Below are 17,002 nucleotides of genomic sequence, written 5' to 3'. Positions count from 1 at the left end.
TGATAAATCTAATGTTGTTAACTTCTTTAATTCTTTAAGCGGGGCCAGCTCGCTGATTTGATTAGATGATAAATCTAATGTTGTTAACTTCTTTAATTCCTTAAGCGGGGCCAGCTCGCTGATTTGATTATAATATAAATCTAATGTTGTTAAATTCGTTAATTCTTTAAGCGGGGTAATGATACGCTTTAGATTCTTGATCTTGCATACATAAAAACCCAGGCCGGTCACCTTCCCCTTTTCATCAAGTGTGTAGCCCTTGCTGTTCCATTCTACTTTTACTAATCTCTCTAATTTAATCTTCAGCTCTTTTTCTATTTGCTTTATTATTCCCAGGTCCGACATGATATCTAAAACCTCCTGATTAACTTACCAGCTTATAATAATTGAATCCGAATAACCTGTGGCGCGGGGCCACCGACAATGTATCCCTATTTATCACCGACAAACTGATATAGATTAATGCCTTTTTTTGAATTGCGCAAGGGGAAATATGGGCGATTTTCCGAGGAAATTTGTAGTGGTACGAAGATATCTTAAGTCCCCTCTCGAGAGGGGATTTAGGGGTGTGTAAACCAGGTCGCAATTATAAACAACACACCCGGCCCTCCGAAGACTCCGGGCACCCCTCTCAAGAGGGGATAAAAAACTAAAAAGGCGGGTTTGAAACCCGCCGCTACATTTTTCAATAATTGAATATTAATCGTCGTTGCGCCGGGTGGCCGCGCCAAATTTATTTGGGGCGGAACATTTGAAAAGACATCCCCAAACAAGTTTGGGAATGCCACCCGGTCGTGTAAGCATAAAGATGAATTAGGATTAGAGCAAAATTATTGAGTGGAATGAACTCCCTAAAAGTAGTTTGATGGTAAAATTGTCTAAAATGTTTTTGTGGTGTCAGGTCACATTCCCCCGACTTACGCGGGGGAACAAGACCCGACACAACAAGAAACGTCTTTTCTTTAAGTCCCCTCTCGAGAGGGGATTTAGGGGTGTGTAAGCCAGGTCGCAAATATAAATAACACACCCCGCCCTCCGAAGACTCCGGGCACCCCTCTCAAGAGGGGATAAAAGACTGAAGGGGACGGTTTGAAACCCGCCTCTACAATGATTAGATATAAATATTGCCTATGAATAGATTCTAAAACGAATAGCCGGCGGAGATGCGAAAGGTTTCGTCGAATTTGGAATTGTGAAGATACGCCAGGTCAACCTTGATATTCCTGATGTCGATGCCGATACCGCCGGTGAAATTGCCGATATCGAACCCGGCCCGGCCGAAAACCATCTCGCGGTACGACAGCTCCCAGCCGAAATGCGTGTCGAGCGACAATTCGCCCATCCAGTACTGCGCCCCCTGCTTGATGCCCTCGAACTTGACATCGCCCGACATCACCATCCGCCCGGTGAAATCATCGATAGTATGATGCAACAGCAGTCCCGGCCTGACGGTCGGTAAGATCGACTCGGTTGTGCCGCCTTCGTAGCGAATGAACCCCGAAGTAATATCGGTCACGACCAGTCCGATGCGCGCGAAATCGTATGGCTCATACAGGCCGCCGACATCGGCCGTCAAACCATATCCGGAAAATGTCCCCAGATCGCGATAAATGATTTTGACCGTGACACCGACATCGAATCGATCCCTGATTTTCCCGGCCAGCGAGCCGGCCAGAAGATAGTCGCCGTGCGATTCCTCGCGGACCACATACGGCCGCTGTGTGACCGGGTCGCGATCGGTGATCTTGATGCCGCCGCCGCCGAGATAATAGAGATAGAAACCGTAAGATTGTATCATAAAACGCGAGTCGCCCCGATATTTGCCGTAACCGACAAAATCATGATTAAGAAGCGAACCGAAAGTCTCGGAATGCATGGCCAGCAAATTGTGGCCGGTCAGATAATTCAATCCGGCCGGGTTCCAGTAACCGGCCGAAGCATCGAACGGCCCGGCAATAGTCGCGCCGCCCATGGCCAGCGCCCGCGCGCCGACGCCGAGAGAGAATGGATCGCCGGCATATTTGGCGGCATAAACCGGCATGACCAGGGTCAGGCAAATTATGATAAGTAACAGGTGTCGCATCATCTCAATATATTATCCGACGTTATCCGGTGCAATATCAACTAATTATTTTAACATAAAAAAGGCGGGATTTGATTCCCGCCTTTATATTTTTATCAAAATCATTTTATTTCTTATCGCCGGACATCGGGCAAGTTTTTTTGCACTTGGCCATTTGTTCGGGTGTGCATCCCTCTTTATGACCTTCGGCCGTCGAAAGAACCTTGGTCGCAAAACCGAATTCGGTCATGGCGCCGGCCAGCTTAGTGGCATCGGTCTTGGCCGGATCGAAACAGACAACCGCTTTGCCGTTTTCGGTATCGAATTTCTCGACGCAGTAAATACCTTCGGTTTCACCGAGCATCTTGCCCAGTTTCTCGACCGCTGCGGCATCCTTGAGACCTTCGACAGCCAGCGTGGCATTGGAGCAGCTCATTTTCTTTTCGGCCGTAGCATCGACGGTAGCGTCGGATGTGGTGGTTTCCTTAGCCGAGGTACAGGCCTTGCCGGTCAGGGCGCATTTGCCGGCCTTCAAGCTTTCGCAGCCGGAACCGGCCATAACCGGAGCGGCAATCATCGAAATTGCCAATGCAACAACAGCAACGAGAGCAATAATTCTTTTCACCTGGGGGATCCTCCAAACATAAGTGGTTAGTAAATATTATACACATATTATACTTATACAGTCCTGTTTGTCAAGAAGATTATACCATCAAAACGGCCGTTGGTTCAATATCAAAAAGGGTAAACATTAAAAAAAACGGGCTCGCTTTCGCGAACCCGTTGCTGTTGGGACTATAGGATTAAACGTTAAAGCTAACTGCTCTGAGGATTACTGCTTACATATCTTTACTTTTTACTTCTTCGACAGCCTGCTTGGCCGACTCTTTGACCATTTCGGTTGAAGCCTGCATATATTCGCTCTTGTATCCGAGCTTGGTAATCGTCGATGCCAGTTCGGTCGGATTAACCTTGGCCGGATCATATTTCACAACGGCATGTTCCGAGACATGGCTGACTTCGGCGACATCATTGACACCTTCATGGTTCATCAAAGCGGTCTTGACCTGATTTTCGCAACCGGCGCAGGTCATCCCCTTAATCGAGAATTCGGCGGTGGCGAACTTCACAGGATATTCCATTTTACCAGCATCCTTGGCGGTCATTTTGACTTCATCTGTTTTAGCCGCACACTGGGTGTCACCGACTGTCTTGGCCCCGGCCATGGTGGCCTTCATATCCGAAGTGCTGCCCATCTTGGCGCCACTCTTGTCGCCGCCGCAGGCCATAACATTTGTCTGTGTCCCGACCAGGATCAATCCCAGAACAACTGCTAATCCAAAAAGTATTGCTTTTCTCACGGTGCTTTCCTCCATCTTTTAAGTTTTACTCTGATGCTTTACTTGCTTTTTTCTCTCTGCCAGTCCTTAGAGGTTCAAAAATATTCAGGACTAAATTTGTCTGCTTTGATTAATTAAACAACTCAGGCGGACTAAAGGTTCCTTTTTTGTAAAGATTTCCGGGCGAAATTCAGTACAAGTCTACCTGAAACAACCATAGAAAATAATCTAAGCATATAAATTGTATGTGGTTATGCCGCACTGACGGGCTGGAGCCGGGAGATCTATTGCAGATGCAGAAACAGCTTCAGCCTTTTCTCGGCCTGGATGCGGCTAAGTCTGGCGGTCAGATTTTCCCAATATGGGTGTTTGTCGGCAAAGACAATTTTCTTGAAAGATTTATGAATTTCCGGGCAATGCTTATTTATTATTTCTTCGACATTGAGCCAGCTTCTGGCATTCTCGTCGCTCATTTTAAGGCGATAAACCCAAATTGAGTCGACCATTCTCTCAAGCATATTTATCTGCATTTCGATATTCGTAATAAACGGGATGACCGGGGATATGAGGGCGTAAATTTCAATACCGGCTTCTTTGAGTTTTTTCATGGCTTCGATACGCCGGCGATTTGATGGGGCCTTTTCCTCGAATATTGTCCGCGAGCGTTCGGTCTGGAAGGCAAACGAAAATCCGACCGAGGAGCCGGGCATGGCGCGAAGAAGGTCGATATCGCGAATGACCAGGTCCGATTTGGTCAGAATACAGGCGGAATGTCCTTTGACACACAGCAATTCGAGGGTCTGGCGGGTGTGTTGAAGCGTTTTTTCAACCGGCTGGTACGGGTCGGTATCCATACCGACAAAAAAGGTTTGTTTTTCCAGGCTGGCAAGCTCGCTCTGAAGTTGAGCTGAGAAATTTTCATGGATTTGGATTTCGGTTGACCAATCGGTTTCGCGGCTGTCATGCCCATAGCAATAGCGGCAATTATGCTCACAGCCGTAATACGGCCCGATTTCATACTTAAAATCGAGCAACGTGCTCGGATGAAGGATATTCCGCGACGGACAGGTTGTTATCTCTAAACTCATAACGGATTAAGTTAAAATAGTCTGAAAATTAAGTGAAATTATCTTCCTGTAAAAAAGATACGCAAAACAGAAGCATCCGTCCAGATATAAATGGTCACGTTTTGGTTTGGACCAAATCTAAAAAAAAGACAGGCCGGAGGGCCTGTCTTTGATAAATATTAATCAAATCATTTGCCTAAGGGTTGAAAATTGCATCCTCTGTTGATAAAAATATAAATGGGATTATATCACCGAAGAAACATTATAGGTTTATAAAATTGCAGTTTAGAAGTCACCATTATTGTAATAGTCCGAAGCTTCCTGATCCTTAAAAATATTTCTTCCTATGCTAGATTCTAAATTTCAAAATATGGTCAATTTATTTTTAAGCATCTCAATTTTTTTCTGAATTTTATCTATATCATTTAACCAATCAGTTGGCTTATTTAATTTATTTTCCGCTCTAAACTTTACGAAGCTATCTAGTGCTAATTCATAATATTTCAATGATTTTGACATTTCACCTAACTTGTAATATGCATTAGCAATGTCTTTCAAAAATAGTGGTGTCATTATACAAATAAATTTGGCTCTTTTGTCTAAATCAATAATTGTTTCACATAAAGAAATGACCTTTTTATAGTTGTTTTCTTTCTTTGCTTCTCGATACTTATTACGCAGTTTTTGCCATTTATCGAAATCTTTATCATTCCATTCTATACTCATAGACACCTAAAAAAAGGCTTGAAAGTTTTGCTTAATAAGCCAACATTCCAAACGCCGAATAAATGTTTATCTAATTCTCTCAGCTTACTTCCTGGCGCTCTTTCAGATCGTCGTTGATTTTCTTCTGGGCAGCGTCTTTTTGGCGGAGCATATAGGCCACCGAGGCGCCGATGAAATCGCGAAAGAGCGGGTGTGCCCGGGTCGGGCGGGATTTTAGTTCCGGGTGAAATTGCGAGGCCACAAACCAGGGGTGATTGACCACCTCGATAATTTCCACCAACCGGCCATCCGGCGACATTCCAGTTAGCCTAAAGTCGGTATTTTCGAAAAGCTCGCGGTAGGCATTGTTGAATTCATAGCGGTGCCGGTGCCGCTCGGAGATTTCTTCAAGGCCGTATGCTTTATAAGACTTCGAATCTTTGTTCAAAATCGCTTTGTATGTTCCCAGCCGCATGGTGCCGCCGAGATTAGTAACGCCTTCCTGATCGGCCATCAGGTGTATGACGGGATGTTTCAGGTCGGCATAAAATTCGTAGCTATGGGCATCTTTGAGATCGCAGACATTACGGGCGAATTCGATCACGGCACACTGCATACCGAGACAGATCCCCAAAAACGGAATATTGTTTTCGCGGACATATTGAATCGATTCGATTTTTCCCTCGACTCCGCGCTCGCCAAAACCGCCCGGTATGAGCAGCCCGTCGATATCGGACAGGAACTTGCCGGCCCCATGCTGCTTGATATCCTCGGATGACACCCAGATCAAATCGACCCGCGTGTCATTTTCCTGGCCGGCATGAATGAATGATTCGATAATTGATTTGTAGGCGTCCTTGAGATAGACATATTTGCCGCAGATGGCGATTTTAACCCGGTGCGCCGGATGTTTGATCTTTTGAACCATTTCTTCCCAGTCGGTCAGGTTCGGCTCGCCGTTTAGCAGGTGCAGGTGTTTGCAGACGATTTCATCAAAACCCTCACGGTGGAAATTGAGCGGGACCTCATAGATTGTTTCGGCATCGATGGCGGATATAACATGACTTGCCGGCACATTACAGAACAGGCCGATTTTCTTACGGATCGGGTCATCAAGCTGCTTGGCGGTGCGGCAAAGCAGCACTTTGGGCTGAATACCGATTTCCCGCAAAGCCTTGACCGAGTGCTGGGTCGGTTTGGTTTTCATCTCGCCGGCCGTGGCGATATACGGAACCAAAGTCAGATGGACAAAGATGGTATCTTCGGGCTCATTCTCAAGGGCCATCTGGCGGATGGCTTCCAGAAACGGTTGCGACTCGATATCGCCGACGGTGCCGCCGATCTCGACGATAACGACATCGGTGTCGGGATTGTTTTTGGCTGGGCGCTTGATACATTCCTTGATTTCATTGGTGATATGAGGAATCACCTGAACGGTGGCCCCCAGGTAATCACCGCGTCTTTCACGCGAGATAACCGTATGGTACACCTGACCGGTCGTGACATTATTGTCCTTGGTCATGCTCTTATCGAGAAAGCGCTCATAATGGCCCAGATCAAGGTCGGTCTCCGAGCCGTCATCAAGGACATACACCTCTCCATGCTGGAACGGATTCATCGTCCCCGGGTCGACGTTTATGTACGGGTCGCATTTGACAATATCAACATTGAAACCCCGTTTTTTAAGCAGCAGCCCCAGTGATGCCGATGCAATCCCTTTGCCCAGCGCGGAGACAACGCCACCGGTCACAAAAATATATTTTGTCTTTTTCTCGGGCACGTTACTCTCCAGTCCTACTTTTTATAATTTTTTTCAGCAAGTTTAAGGTCTTCAGGTGCGTCTATTGAAAGAATTTCATTTTTTATCTTAAATACTTTTATTTTGTGGCGATTTTCAAGAATTCTGAGTTGTTCCAGCGATTCCGCTATTTCGAGCGGCGACCGGGGCCACGAATGAAATAGCTTCAAACCGGCTTTTCTAAAAAAGTAAGTTCCAACATGGTAATAGAAATCAAACTGTCCCAGCCGGTTGCCGTTGACTCCCTGCAGAAAGGGAAGAGGATAGCGCGAAAACCAATAGGCATAATCATCTCTGTCGATAATCAATTTGACCCGGTTGGGATCGAACAGAGCCGCTTCGTCCTCGACTTTTCTGGCAATAGTAGCAAACATAATTTTGCGATCCTGCAGCATGGATTCCAGAATCCGGTCGAACACAGCCGGCTTGATCCCGATGTGGTCGGCCTGAATATTAATAATTATTTCGCCCCCGATTTTTTCCATGGCCTCGGCCGCCCGGTCGGAACCTGTCTGATGGTTGCCGGATGTGATGATCGCCTCGCCGCCGAAGTCGTTGACCACCTTCATGATTTCAGGTGAATCGGTGGCGACTATAACCTTTTCGATCAGTCGGGATTTTGAGGCGGCTTGATAGATATGCTGAATCAGAGGCTTTCCGGCTATTAGAGACAGTGGTTTCCCGGGGAATCGTTTCGAGGCGAAACGAGCAGGAATAACAGCCAGAATTTTTGGCTTCATTTCAACCTAACACCCTTGGAACTCTGAAAAAATCCTCATCTTTGTCCGGCGCATTGCCCAGGGTCCTTGTCCGGGGCAGTGACGGTTTAATCCTGTCTTCTCTTAATCTGTTCTCGGCCTGTTCGGTGCGGAAATTATGGTCCATCTCATCGGGGTCAAAACCCTGGATTTGATCAATAAAATCAAGGGTTTTAGACAGATCACGGGATATGACAATTTCATCTTCAGGAATCAAAACAAGGCGGGCAAGCCCCGAAATCCTGGAAATATCGTACTTTAATACAGGCATAAGTGATAATAACTTTAACAAAATACGGTGTCAAGATTTAAATTATTTCTATTGAAACAGCCCCGGCCCCTGTGCTTTCGGGAGACTCAATCGTTTTAATCTTATACGATTTCATCTTATTCCAGCGCAACTTTACAGCGCTGCCCCGGCCCAAGAAGTAAAGGATTGCCGGCGTTTTCCGATAAAAATATTAAGTGTATCATTTTGAAACATGAATGGGACTATGCCTACAATAGCCGAAAGATTTCAGGCGGAGACCGGCCGCGAAAAAGAACCGGTCGAAACATATAGCGATCTCGATGGTCAAACCTTGTTCACGCTGGTGCATGATTTATATACCGGGCGCGGAATAAGTTCTTCGGCCATTGACAGGATCGAAAATTCGCTTCCGGGAAATTGTCTTTTCTTTTTGGTGAAAGATGAAAAATACCTGCACCCCGACAACCTTGAACTGATACCGATTGAGACCATCAAAGAAACCATCAGGAACGACAGCGCCTGCATTTTCAGGCAGCAATTGTATATCAACAGGAAGATAAACGAACTGGGATATACTCTGTTCTGTACATCATTGGGATATGACAGAAATAATAATGAGATTGCCGGCGGCGTGATTTATTCGAATAACTGGAATTGGTCCGGTTTGAACGAAGAAAAATTGTATGGATTTCTGGGAGGTATCAGAAGGTTCTACGACGCTTTCTCCGGTTCAAGAATTGCGGCCGATTTCGCGAAAAACAAATCCGCCTTCAGATATGCGGTCAATCCGGCCGATGGCGAAATTATCATGAGTTGCCCGCCGGAACGGGGCGGTCCGAAGATTCCCGATGAAGAAATAAGCCGGCTGGTAACCGAGCAATTGATCCCGGCCATAATTTCCAATACCGAAAACGACCAGGAGTACAATCTTCTAAAGCGGCATTTCAAAAATCTGCAGATATCGAAATTGAATCTTCTCGGGTTTGAATTTATCCTGCTGTCATTTCAGCCGCGGCTGGCAGATATATCTTTTTCCTGCAAGAATGACCGACTGATCAGTAATTTCTCACATCAATTGAGGGGAAAGCTGGGAGCCATCCGGACGGCCGCAAGCCAACTCTCTTTGCAGGAAGGACATATTATCGACCATGATGACATCACGCTTTTGACGATCATCGAATCGGCAATCAAAAGATGTGATGGTATGATCTCCCGTTTGAATCAATATGCCGAAGGCAATTCTCAGATGAATGATAATATCGACCTTAATGAACTGCTCGAGGAAATAATCAGGGAACGGCTGGCGGAGCTGGAGTATCCGCCCCGATTGGGGCTGGCCCTTGATCCGGAATTGCCATCCCTGACCGGTGACAGGTCGAAACTAAAAACGGCCCTCCGGGAATTAGTGACCAACGCTATCGAGGCCTGCCCGCCGACCGGAGAAATTGCGGCGACCACATCAATAAGGGACGAGAGTGTTTCGGTCCGTATTCGAAACAACCTGACGCCTGACGCCAGGATTAACGCCGCTGTGGCTGCTCCGGACCCGGCCCAGCCGTTTATTTCATGGAAATCAGGACATGCCGGCATGGGACTGACAATTGCGGAACGAATAATTTCGGAACATGGCGGGGAACTGAAAATCGAAATCGAGCCTGATAATTTATTCCATGTAACCCTGTTATTGCCAATTAAAGCAAGGATAAAGACTACTTCCGATGAGTAATAATGACGCCAAAACGGTTATTCTTTTAGTCGATGACGACGTCGATTTCAGGGGATCGGTCGAGATTGTCCTGAAAAAAAATAACTACCTGGTTCTGACCGCCGATGGTGTCGAATCGGCCTGTGATACCATAAAAAAACAGCGGGTTGATCTGATAATCAGCGACCTGAAAATGGCCGACGGGAGCGGGCTGGATTTATTGGCCAGAACAAAAAAAACTATCATCTGAAATCACCATCATAATACAGACTGCCTTCGGTTCGATAGAAAACGCGGTTGCGGCGATGCGGCATGGGGCCTATGATTACATTACCAAACCGTTTCGCAATGAAGAGCTTCTGATCACGGTCGAGAAGGCGCTGGAGCATAAAAATATCAAGGAAGAACTTTCCGCGCTTCGGGAGCAAATTGCCTGGAATTACGGATTCGACAGCCTGGTGGGCGTCTCGGATGCCATGAGGTCTCTAAAAAATGTGGCCTCGCGAGTCTCCGGAACCGATATTGTGATACTTATAACCGGCGAGTCAGGAACCGGCAAGGAACTGCTTGCGAAGGCGATTCACTACCACTCGGCGCGCCGGCGGAAACGCTTTATTCCCATCGAATGCACCTCTATTCCGGAGAGTCTCCTCGAGTCGGAATTATTCGGTCATACCAAAGGTTCATTTACATCGGCCTATTCCGATCACAAGGGTTTATTCGAAGAGGGTGATGGCGGGACGGTTTTTCTTGATGAAGTCGGTGATATGCCGATGGCCTTACAGGCGAAAATTCTAAGGGTGCTTCAGGAGTCGGAAATTCGTCCTGTCGGTTCCACGATATCAAAAAAGATCGATGTCCGAATTATTGCCGCCACCAACCGCGATTTGTCCATATTGGTGGAGAAAAAAAATTTTCGGGAAGATCTGTTCTATCGCCTGAATGTTCTGCCGCTTAATATTCCGCCGTTGAGACAACGGATTGACGATATTCCTGTTCTCGTCGAGCACTTACTTAAGAGAGAAAATATCGAGCAACGTGATAAATTTTCGATCACTACGGGCGCGATGGAAAAACTGCTCTCGCATACCTGGCCGGGCAATGTCCGCGAACTTGAAAACACCCTCAAACGAGCCCTGGCCCTGTCGCAATCCCGCGAAATCAATGACCGGGACATTGTTTTTATTAACTCGTCGAAATTACCCCCTCAGATATTCCTTCGAAGAGAACCGGTCAATGTCGAAAGCGGGACTCTGGAGGATAGCCTCAAGCAGCGAATCGAAACCATGCTTCATGCCAATGACTGGAACCTCACCCGAACGGCCACAAAACTCGGTATCGGAAGAACGACACTGTGGCGGAAAATAAAAAAATACAATATCAGTAAAATCGATGAGTATGCTGATGTCGAACAAGAGTGACATTACGGATATCGAAATTGCATCGCGCCCGGATGATTACCTGGCCCTGAAAGGATCCGGTGCAATTAATATTGAAGACAATATCAACGGCCGCATGAGCAATATTTTTCTCAAATCGCTTAGCTCGCTGTTTCGAAATAATAAAAACATTTATGATCTTTTTTTCAGTCTGACAAAAAAACTGAACAAATTTTTCTCGCTGTCGCGCTCCATCCTGGTTATCCGCTCCATGCGTGATGACGATCTCAAAGTCATTGCCATGAAAGGGCCGCAGAATTCGCGGATCGGCCTGGCTCTGACACTCCCCCGGCAGAATTCCATCATATATCAGGTGCTGGGAGGTAAAGAGATATACACGGAAAACTATCCTCATGAATTCTCGGGAAACTTTATTGAAAGAAAGCTTCTGCTTGATGACAATCCCGGTTCCATTGCTATTTGCCCGATAAAAAATGATGGCGACGTGTGCGGATTAATCTGCCTGACCTCACCGGCCCTGTATGCTTTTACCCTCTTCAGGGATGGCGCCCTTGACGCTGTTCTGGAGCGGTTTGGAAAATCGATCGAACGGGAAATCAGCCGATTGTACGCTTAACCGGCCCCGTTTTCTTTCTTTTCTCTCTTAATTCTATTCTTTGCCTGATTATGTTCCCGGAGGGTGCTTGAAAATATATGCCGTCCGTTCCGGTCGGCAACGAAATAGACAAACTCGGTTGTTTCGGGATTAAGCGCCGCTTTGATCGATGCCAGTCCGGGTGAATTGATGGGGCCGGGCGGGAGGCCCTTATACATATAGGTATTATATGGCGAATCATATTTGAGGTCGTGGTAATAGAGCGGTCTGTCGAGCCCGCCTAGGGCGTAAATGACGGTCGGATCGGCCTGCAGGAGCATTTTGTTCTTCAATCGATTATGGTAAACCGATGAAATAATCGGTTTCTCATCGTCGTACATCGCCTCCGCTTCGATAATCGAAGCCAGAGCCATAAGATCGTTTTTGGATCCGATATTTTCAGGAAGATCCTTCAGCAAATTCTCGGTTTGCCGGTTGAACTCATCAACGATTATCTTGAGGATGTCGTCAATTTGGATGCCGTACCAGACCCGGTACGTTTCCGGATACAGGTAACCTTCCAAACCATCCAGCCCGAATCGGGACTGCGTATAATTCGTGTCAAAGGCCAGTGAGACGATCGTTGCCGAATCGAGTCCCAGATTGCGGCTGATAACCCCGGCCGTCTTATAAACGTTCAGACCTTCGGGAATGGTAATCATGGCGGTGGCAATGTCATGTCTCCTGAACTTCTTTAAGATACCATGGAGCGAGACCTTCCCCGAAAAATCATAACGCCCCGGCACCAGCATTTTATCCGTTCCGGTAATAACGGACAACATTTTGAAAAGGTAACGGCCCTTCAGGATATTTTCATCCTGCATATCGGTCAGGACGCCGGAAAAATTATCGTTTTCCTCGACCATAACCGATTTGATACTTGCTCCGATATCGTACGGGACGAATATTTCAAAGGCCAGCAGTCCGCCCCCGGCTATCATCAGAACCAATAGAAAGCCGACAAAATTCTTTATTGATTTAAGAGGGGCGCCCAGCGAGCCGGCCATGTAGGAAAAAAACTTCATGATAACCACCGGAACCGCCAGGAGGAAAGTAACGGCGGTGACAATAACATATAGAAAATATTCATAGAACCTTATTTTCGCCTTATGCGGCTTTCTATCGTTCATCCAGAAATCTCTGTAATATAAGGGCCGCCGCCATCCGATCCACCCGGCCCTTATCACGGCCGATCTTCTTGCCGTGCTTGTGGATCATGTCCTCGGCTTCGACCGATGAAAACCGCTCATCATATTTATAAATCGGCCCTGAATAAACTTTTTCAAGCCGGACGATAAAATCATCGACCATCCTGCATCGCTCGCCCTTATTGCCCCCATCCGGGGCAACCGGATAGCCGACCACCACCCCGACCGCGCCGAGTTCCTCGATATCAGCGACGATTTCCCCGACCGCTTTTTTTATCGACTTATATGTTATAGTTTTATACGCCGAGGCAATCAAGCCGGTCGGGTCCGATTTGGCCAGCCCGATCCGCCTCAAACCGAAGTCAATGCCGAGGTAGATCATATCTTTCATTTTGAAAATTTATGTCAATGACGGCTTCTTGTCAAATAATACATTGGGAACTAATAAATATGAATCTGGATAATCTTTTATTGAATATATCGGTTATATCAATGAAGATTGGGTTCTCCCCAATTTCTTGACTTGTGGAACCAAAAAACCTATATTCCTGTTCCTGATGCGAAAGTGGCGGAACTGGTAGACGCGCTGGATTTAGGATCCAGTCCTTTACCGGGTGGGGGTTCGAGTCCCCCCTTTCGCAGATAAATGTGTGGATTATTGAGCTGAAAGGAGCTTGTGAAATTGAAATCCGAAATAAAATCCTCCGACGGACTTGTTCGCGAGATAGAAATTGAAATTCCTGCGGATATGGTCGATAAGGCCTTTTCTGATCAATACAAAAAATATCAGAAAGAAGCCAAAATTAAAGGGTTCCGTCCCGGCAAAGTGCCCATGAGTGTCATAAAATCAAAGTTTTATGACCTGATTCGCGGTGAAGTGCTTCAGGACCTGGTCGGCCAGACTTACCCGCAAGCCGTTAAAGAACATAATCTTAAGGTCGCCTCACAGCCCGATTTCGCCGATCTGGATATTCATGAAGGCAGCCCGCTCAAATTTATTGCCAAACTTGAAGTGATGCCGGAAATCGAAAAAGTCGATTACGAGCGCATTGTCCTGCCCAAAGAGGAAATAGAGGTTCGCGACGCCGAGGTTGATGCCGTTGTCGAGTACCTGCGCAAGAAAAAGGCCGATATTAGAAAAGTTGATCGCGCCGCCACCAAAAGTGATACCCTTATTCTCGATCTGGTGAAACTGGATGACCCGGATAAACTGCTTAATACCGATAAATTCGATGATATTGAATTGGACCTTTCCAGCGAAGTCACCGTAAAGGAATTTAGAGAGGTGCTTGACGGCATCAAGGCCGGCGAAGAGCGCGAAGTTCAGGTAAATTACCCGGAGGATTTTTCGAACACCAGCCTGGCCGGCAAGTCGATCAAGTATTTATGCAAGGTCAAGGAAGTGAAGGAGAAGGTGCTTCCCGAAGCTAACGACGCTTTCGCCAAAGCGCACGGCGAATCGGAAACGATGCTCGAGATGCGGCTGAAAATCCGTGGCGACCTGAAAAAGCAGAAGGAACTGGATCATCGGCAGTGGGAAAGACAGGAAGTGCGCCGGCAGGTGATCGAAAGAAACAAGATTCCGATTCCCGGGGCCATGATCGAGAAGTATCTGGAATCGATTATGGAAGACATGAAGCGTCGCAATGAGCCGTTCGAAGAGAAAATGGTTCGCGAGCAGTATCGGTCGGTGGCCGAGGATTCGATCCGTTGGAATTTGCTGATGGATCGGCTGGCGGAGCTTGAAAAAATTGAAGTTTTCCCGTCCGATACCGAAAACTGGATTAAGAGCTTTGCGGCTAACTACAAGATGGAGGCGGAAAAGGCGAAGAAGATGCTGGCTCAGTCCGGCAAACTGCCGGAGGTCCGCGACAATTTGCTCGAGGACAAGACGCTAAACCATATTCTGGCCAAAGCCGAATATGTGAGGGACATCACCGATGTTAAAATAACCGCCGGCTCCGAGTCAAATGAGTCGAAGAAGGATGACGCTAAAGTTGCGGAGACTCAGGAGAGTGAAAACAATATCACGGAGGAATTATAAATGACGTTAATACCGATGGTGGTTGAGCAGACCGGTCGCGGCGAACGCGCTTATGACATCTATTCGCGCCTGTTGAAGGACCGGATCATTTTTATCGGTTCGCCGATCGACGACAATATCGCCAATCTGGTAATAGCCCAGTTGCTATTTCTTGAGGCGGAGGACCCGGAAAAGGATATTTTCATTTACATAAATTCGCCGGGCGGATCGGTCACGGCCGGCATGGCTATCTATGATACCATGCAGTTTATCAAGCCGGATATTGCCACCACCTGTATGGGACTGGCGGCCTCGATGGGGTCGTTCCTTCTGGCGGCCGGCACCAAAGGCAAGCGAGCGGCACTGCCCAATTCGCGGATTATGATTCATCAGCCCTCGGCCGGAACCCAGGGCCAGGTGTCCGATATCGAAATCATGACCAAGGAATTTCTCAGCACCAAGGCCCGTTTGAATCAGCTTCTCGTGCACCATACCGGGCAGCCGCTTGAACGGATCGAGAAAGACACCGACCGCAATTATTTTATGTCGGCGGGCGAGGCCCAGGATTATGGCCTGATCGATAAAATTTACGATTTCAAACGTAAAGAGAAAAAATAACCACGGAGTATAATTGGCCGATAAAGATCAAAATAGGACTTCCAACGGGGGCGGCACGTCGCACCGCTGCAATTTTTGCGGCAAGCCGGCCTCGAAGGTGAAACGGCTTTTTGCCGGATACGAGGCCTTTATATGCAATGACTGTGTGACGCTCTGCCATGATATCCTGGTTTCTTCACCGATGCGCGATGAGGTCATCGCCACGTTCGATCTCCCGCGCCCGGCCGAAATCAAGGGATTCCTCGATAAGTACGTGATCGGCCAGGAAGAAGCTAAGCGGACGGTGGCGGTGGCGGTGTACAATCATTACAAGCGTATCAATGCCCTGTCCGACAAAAAGGATGAATCGGGGGATATTGCCGAGCTGGAAAAATCCAACATCCTGCTGTTGGGCCCGACCGGTACCGGCAAGACTCTTATTGCACGAACGCTGGCCAAATTTTTGAAGGTACCTTTCAGCATTGCCGATGCCACCGTGCTCACCGAAGCCGGGTATGTCGGCGAGGATGTCGAGAATATTCTGGTGCGGTTGTACCAGGCTTCGAACTACAACCAGGCGCTCACCGAGCGCGGCATTATATATATCGACGAGCTGGATAAAATCGCGCGCACCGACGGCAACCCGTCGATCACCCGCGATGTCTCCGGCGAAGGCGTCCAGCAGGGACTGCTGAAAATTCTCGAAGGCACCATTGCCAATATCCCGCCCAAAGGCGGCCGCAAGCATCCCGAGCAGTCGTTTGTCCCGATCGACACGACCAACATCCTGTTTATCTGCGGCGGAGCTTTCGAAGGGCTCGACAAGATTGTCGCCCGCCGGGTGGGGAAGAAGCAGATGGGTTTCGATGCCGAGAATCTCAATATTTCCGAGAAATCGCCCGAGATTCTCGACTTCATCGAGCCCGAGGACCTGCTCCAGTTCGGTTTGATTCCGGAGTTGATCGGCCGTCTGCCGGTAGTGGCGCCGCTTCGCGCGCTCGACCGCAACGCCCTGTTCACTATCCTGACCGGGCCGAAGAATGCCATCACGCGGCAGTATCAGCGGCTGTTCGAGATGGAAGGTATCAAGCTGTCGTTCGAGACCGAAGCGCTCTGGGAAGCGGTTGCGATTGCCGAGAAGAAAAAGACCGGCGCCCGCGCCCTGCGCTCGATTTTCGAGAAGACCATGCTCAATATCATGTTCGATATGCCGTCGGAGGATGATATCGACGAAATCATCATCACCCCCGAAGTTATTACCCGTTCCGGCGAGCCGAAACTAATCCGCAAGACGAAAAAGAAAACGGCGTGATGTAGCAAGATTACGTTGCAGATCGATAGAATTCCAAAATCCCCCCGTGTAGAGCGAGGGGATTTTTTTATGTGGTGATTCTTTCTGTAGGGGCGACCCTTGTGTGTACAGTATCATGAGATCCGAGACAGTATGTCTCAGAACATATGAAACACTTGTTGTGTTCTTGACACTGGTATAACCAACGGTTTTGTTCTTTTGGT

At 47.6% G+C, this 17,002-nt stretch carries 18 protein-coding genes and 1 tRNA gene; 8 read left to right on the top strand and 11 right to left on the bottom strand.

Features of this window, described 5'->3' with window-relative positions; translation table 11 throughout:
• From CVT49_15375 to CVT49_15335, 9 genes are all read right to left on the bottom strand, one after another.
• Positions 1 to 345 (bottom strand): hypothetical protein (locus CVT49_15375; protein PKK82129.1); only part of this gene is annotated, 345 nt, incomplete at its 3' end.
• A 796-nt stretch (positions 346 to 1,141) separates the two neighbouring features.
• Positions 1,142 to 2,086, bottom strand: coding sequence for a hypothetical protein (locus tag CVT49_15370; GenBank protein PKK82128.1), 945 nt, complete (start codon positions 2,084 to 2,086; stop codon positions 1,142 to 1,144).
• 103 nt (positions 2,087 to 2,189) lie between these two features.
• On the bottom strand, positions 2,190 to 2,687 hold the full coding sequence (locus CVT49_15365; GenBank protein ID PKK82127.1) for a hypothetical protein: 498 nt from the start codon (positions 2,685 to 2,687) through the stop codon (positions 2,190 to 2,192).
• 214 nt (positions 2,688 to 2,901) lie between these two features.
• Positions 2,902 to 3,438 carry a hypothetical protein gene (locus CVT49_15360; protein ID PKK82126.1) on the bottom strand — a complete coding sequence of 179 codons (537 nt, stop codon included), beginning with the start codon at positions 3,436 to 3,438 and terminating at the stop codon, positions 2,902 to 2,904.
• Positions 3,439 to 3,686: 248 nt separating this feature from the next.
• On the bottom strand, positions 3,687 to 4,490 hold the full coding sequence (locus CVT49_15355; protein PKK82125.1) for a hypothetical protein: 804 nt from the start codon (positions 4,488 to 4,490) through the stop codon (positions 3,687 to 3,689).
• Between the two features lie 342 nt (positions 4,491 to 4,832).
• Positions 4,833 to 5,195: a hypothetical protein gene (locus CVT49_15350; protein ID PKK82124.1), complete on the bottom strand. Its 363-nt coding sequence runs from the start codon at positions 5,193 to 5,195 to the stop codon at positions 4,833 to 4,835.
• Between the two features lie 79 nt (positions 5,196 to 5,274).
• Positions 5,275 to 6,954: a hypothetical protein gene (locus tag CVT49_15345; protein PKK82123.1), complete on the bottom strand. Its 1,680-nt coding sequence runs from the start codon at positions 6,952 to 6,954 to the stop codon at positions 5,275 to 5,277.
• A 14-nt stretch (positions 6,955 to 6,968) separates the two neighbouring features.
• Positions 6,969 to 7,712, bottom strand: coding sequence for a 3-deoxy-manno-octulosonate cytidylyltransferase (gene kdsB, locus CVT49_15340; protein PKK82122.1), 744 nt, complete (start codon positions 7,710 to 7,712; stop codon positions 6,969 to 6,971).
• Position 7,713: 1 nt separating this feature from the next.
• Positions 7,714 to 8,001: an Asp-tRNA(Asn)/Glu-tRNA(Gln) amidotransferase GatCAB subunit C gene (locus CVT49_15335; GenBank protein PKK82121.1), complete on the bottom strand. Its 288-nt coding sequence runs from the start codon at positions 7,999 to 8,001 to the stop codon at positions 7,714 to 7,716.
• A 223-nt stretch (positions 8,002 to 8,224) separates the two neighbouring features.
• On the opposite strand from CVT49_15335, the gene CVT49_15330 reads away from it, so the two are divergent.
• From CVT49_15330 to CVT49_15315, 4 genes are read left to right on the top strand one after another with little or no spacing between them, the layout of a single operon-like run.
• On the top strand, positions 8,225 to 9,706 hold the full coding sequence (locus CVT49_15330; GenBank protein ID PKK82120.1) for a hypothetical protein: 1,482 nt from the start codon (positions 8,225 to 8,227) through the stop codon (positions 9,704 to 9,706).
• On the top strand, positions 9,699 to 9,935 hold the full coding sequence (locus CVT49_15325) for a hypothetical protein (GenBank protein PKK82119.1): 237 nt from the start codon (positions 9,699 to 9,701) through the stop codon (positions 9,933 to 9,935). Before CVT49_15330 ends, CVT49_15325 begins: the two co-directional genes overlap by 8 nt.
• Before the next feature lie 55 nt (positions 9,936 to 9,990).
• Positions 9,991 to 11,106: a Fis family transcriptional regulator gene (locus tag CVT49_15320; protein ID PKK82118.1), complete on the top strand. Its 1,116-nt coding sequence runs from the start codon at positions 9,991 to 9,993 to the stop codon at positions 11,104 to 11,106.
• A complete protein-coding gene (locus CVT49_15315; GenBank protein ID PKK82117.1) occupies positions 11,078 to 11,701 on the top strand; it encodes a hypothetical protein in 624 nt (207 codons plus the stop codon). Before CVT49_15320 ends, CVT49_15315 begins: the two co-directional genes overlap by 29 nt.
• On the opposite strand, the gene CVT49_15310 is transcribed toward CVT49_15315, so the two are convergent.
• Positions 11,698 to 12,849: an endolytic transglycosylase MltG gene (locus CVT49_15310; GenBank protein PKK82116.1), complete on the bottom strand. Its 1,152-nt coding sequence runs from the start codon at positions 12,847 to 12,849 to the stop codon at positions 11,698 to 11,700. The genes CVT49_15315 and CVT49_15310 overlap by 4 nt on opposite strands.
• The gene (locus CVT49_15305; protein PKK82115.1) at positions 12,839 to 13,258 is read right to left on the bottom strand and encodes a Holliday junction resolvase RuvX; all 420 of its coding nucleotides are present in this window, start codon (positions 13,256 to 13,258) and stop codon (positions 12,839 to 12,841) included. The genes CVT49_15310 and CVT49_15305 overlap by 11 nt, the downstream gene beginning before the upstream one ends.
• Positions 13,259 to 13,426: 168 nt before the next feature.
• Between CVT49_15305 and CVT49_15300 the strand changes: the two genes are divergently transcribed.
• The 4 genes from CVT49_15300 to CVT49_15285 all read left to right on the top strand — a co-directional run bounded on the left by CVT49_15300 (position 13,427) and on the right by CVT49_15285 (position 16,799).
• Positions 13,427 to 13,508: transfer RNA gene (locus tag CVT49_15300), tRNA-Leu, on the top strand.
• A gap of 35 nt (positions 13,509 to 13,543) precedes the next feature.
• Positions 13,544 to 14,911, top strand: coding sequence for a trigger factor (gene tig / locus CVT49_15295; GenBank protein ID PKK82114.1), 1,368 nt, complete (start codon positions 13,544 to 13,546; stop codon positions 14,909 to 14,911).
• On the top strand, positions 14,912 to 15,508 hold the full coding sequence (gene clpP, locus CVT49_15290) for an ATP-dependent Clp endopeptidase, proteolytic subunit ClpP (protein ID PKK82113.1): 597 nt from the start codon (positions 14,912 to 14,914) through the stop codon (positions 15,506 to 15,508).
• A 13-nt stretch (positions 15,509 to 15,521) separates the two neighbouring features.
• Complete coding sequence (locus CVT49_15285; protein ID PKK82112.1) at positions 15,522 to 16,799, top strand: ATP-dependent Clp protease ATP-binding subunit ClpX; 1,278 nt, start codon at positions 15,522 to 15,524, stop codon at positions 16,797 to 16,799.
• The last annotated feature ends 203 nt before the right edge of the window (positions 16,800 to 17,002 follow it).

Source organism: candidate division Zixibacteria bacterium HGW-Zixibacteria-1, from assembly GCA_002838945.1.
Classification (GTDB): Bacteria; Zixibacteria; MSB-5A5; order GN15; family PGXB01; genus PGXB01.
The sequence above is the reverse complement of the archived record's forward strand: the minus strand, read 5'-3'. Positions and strand labels throughout refer to the sequence as shown.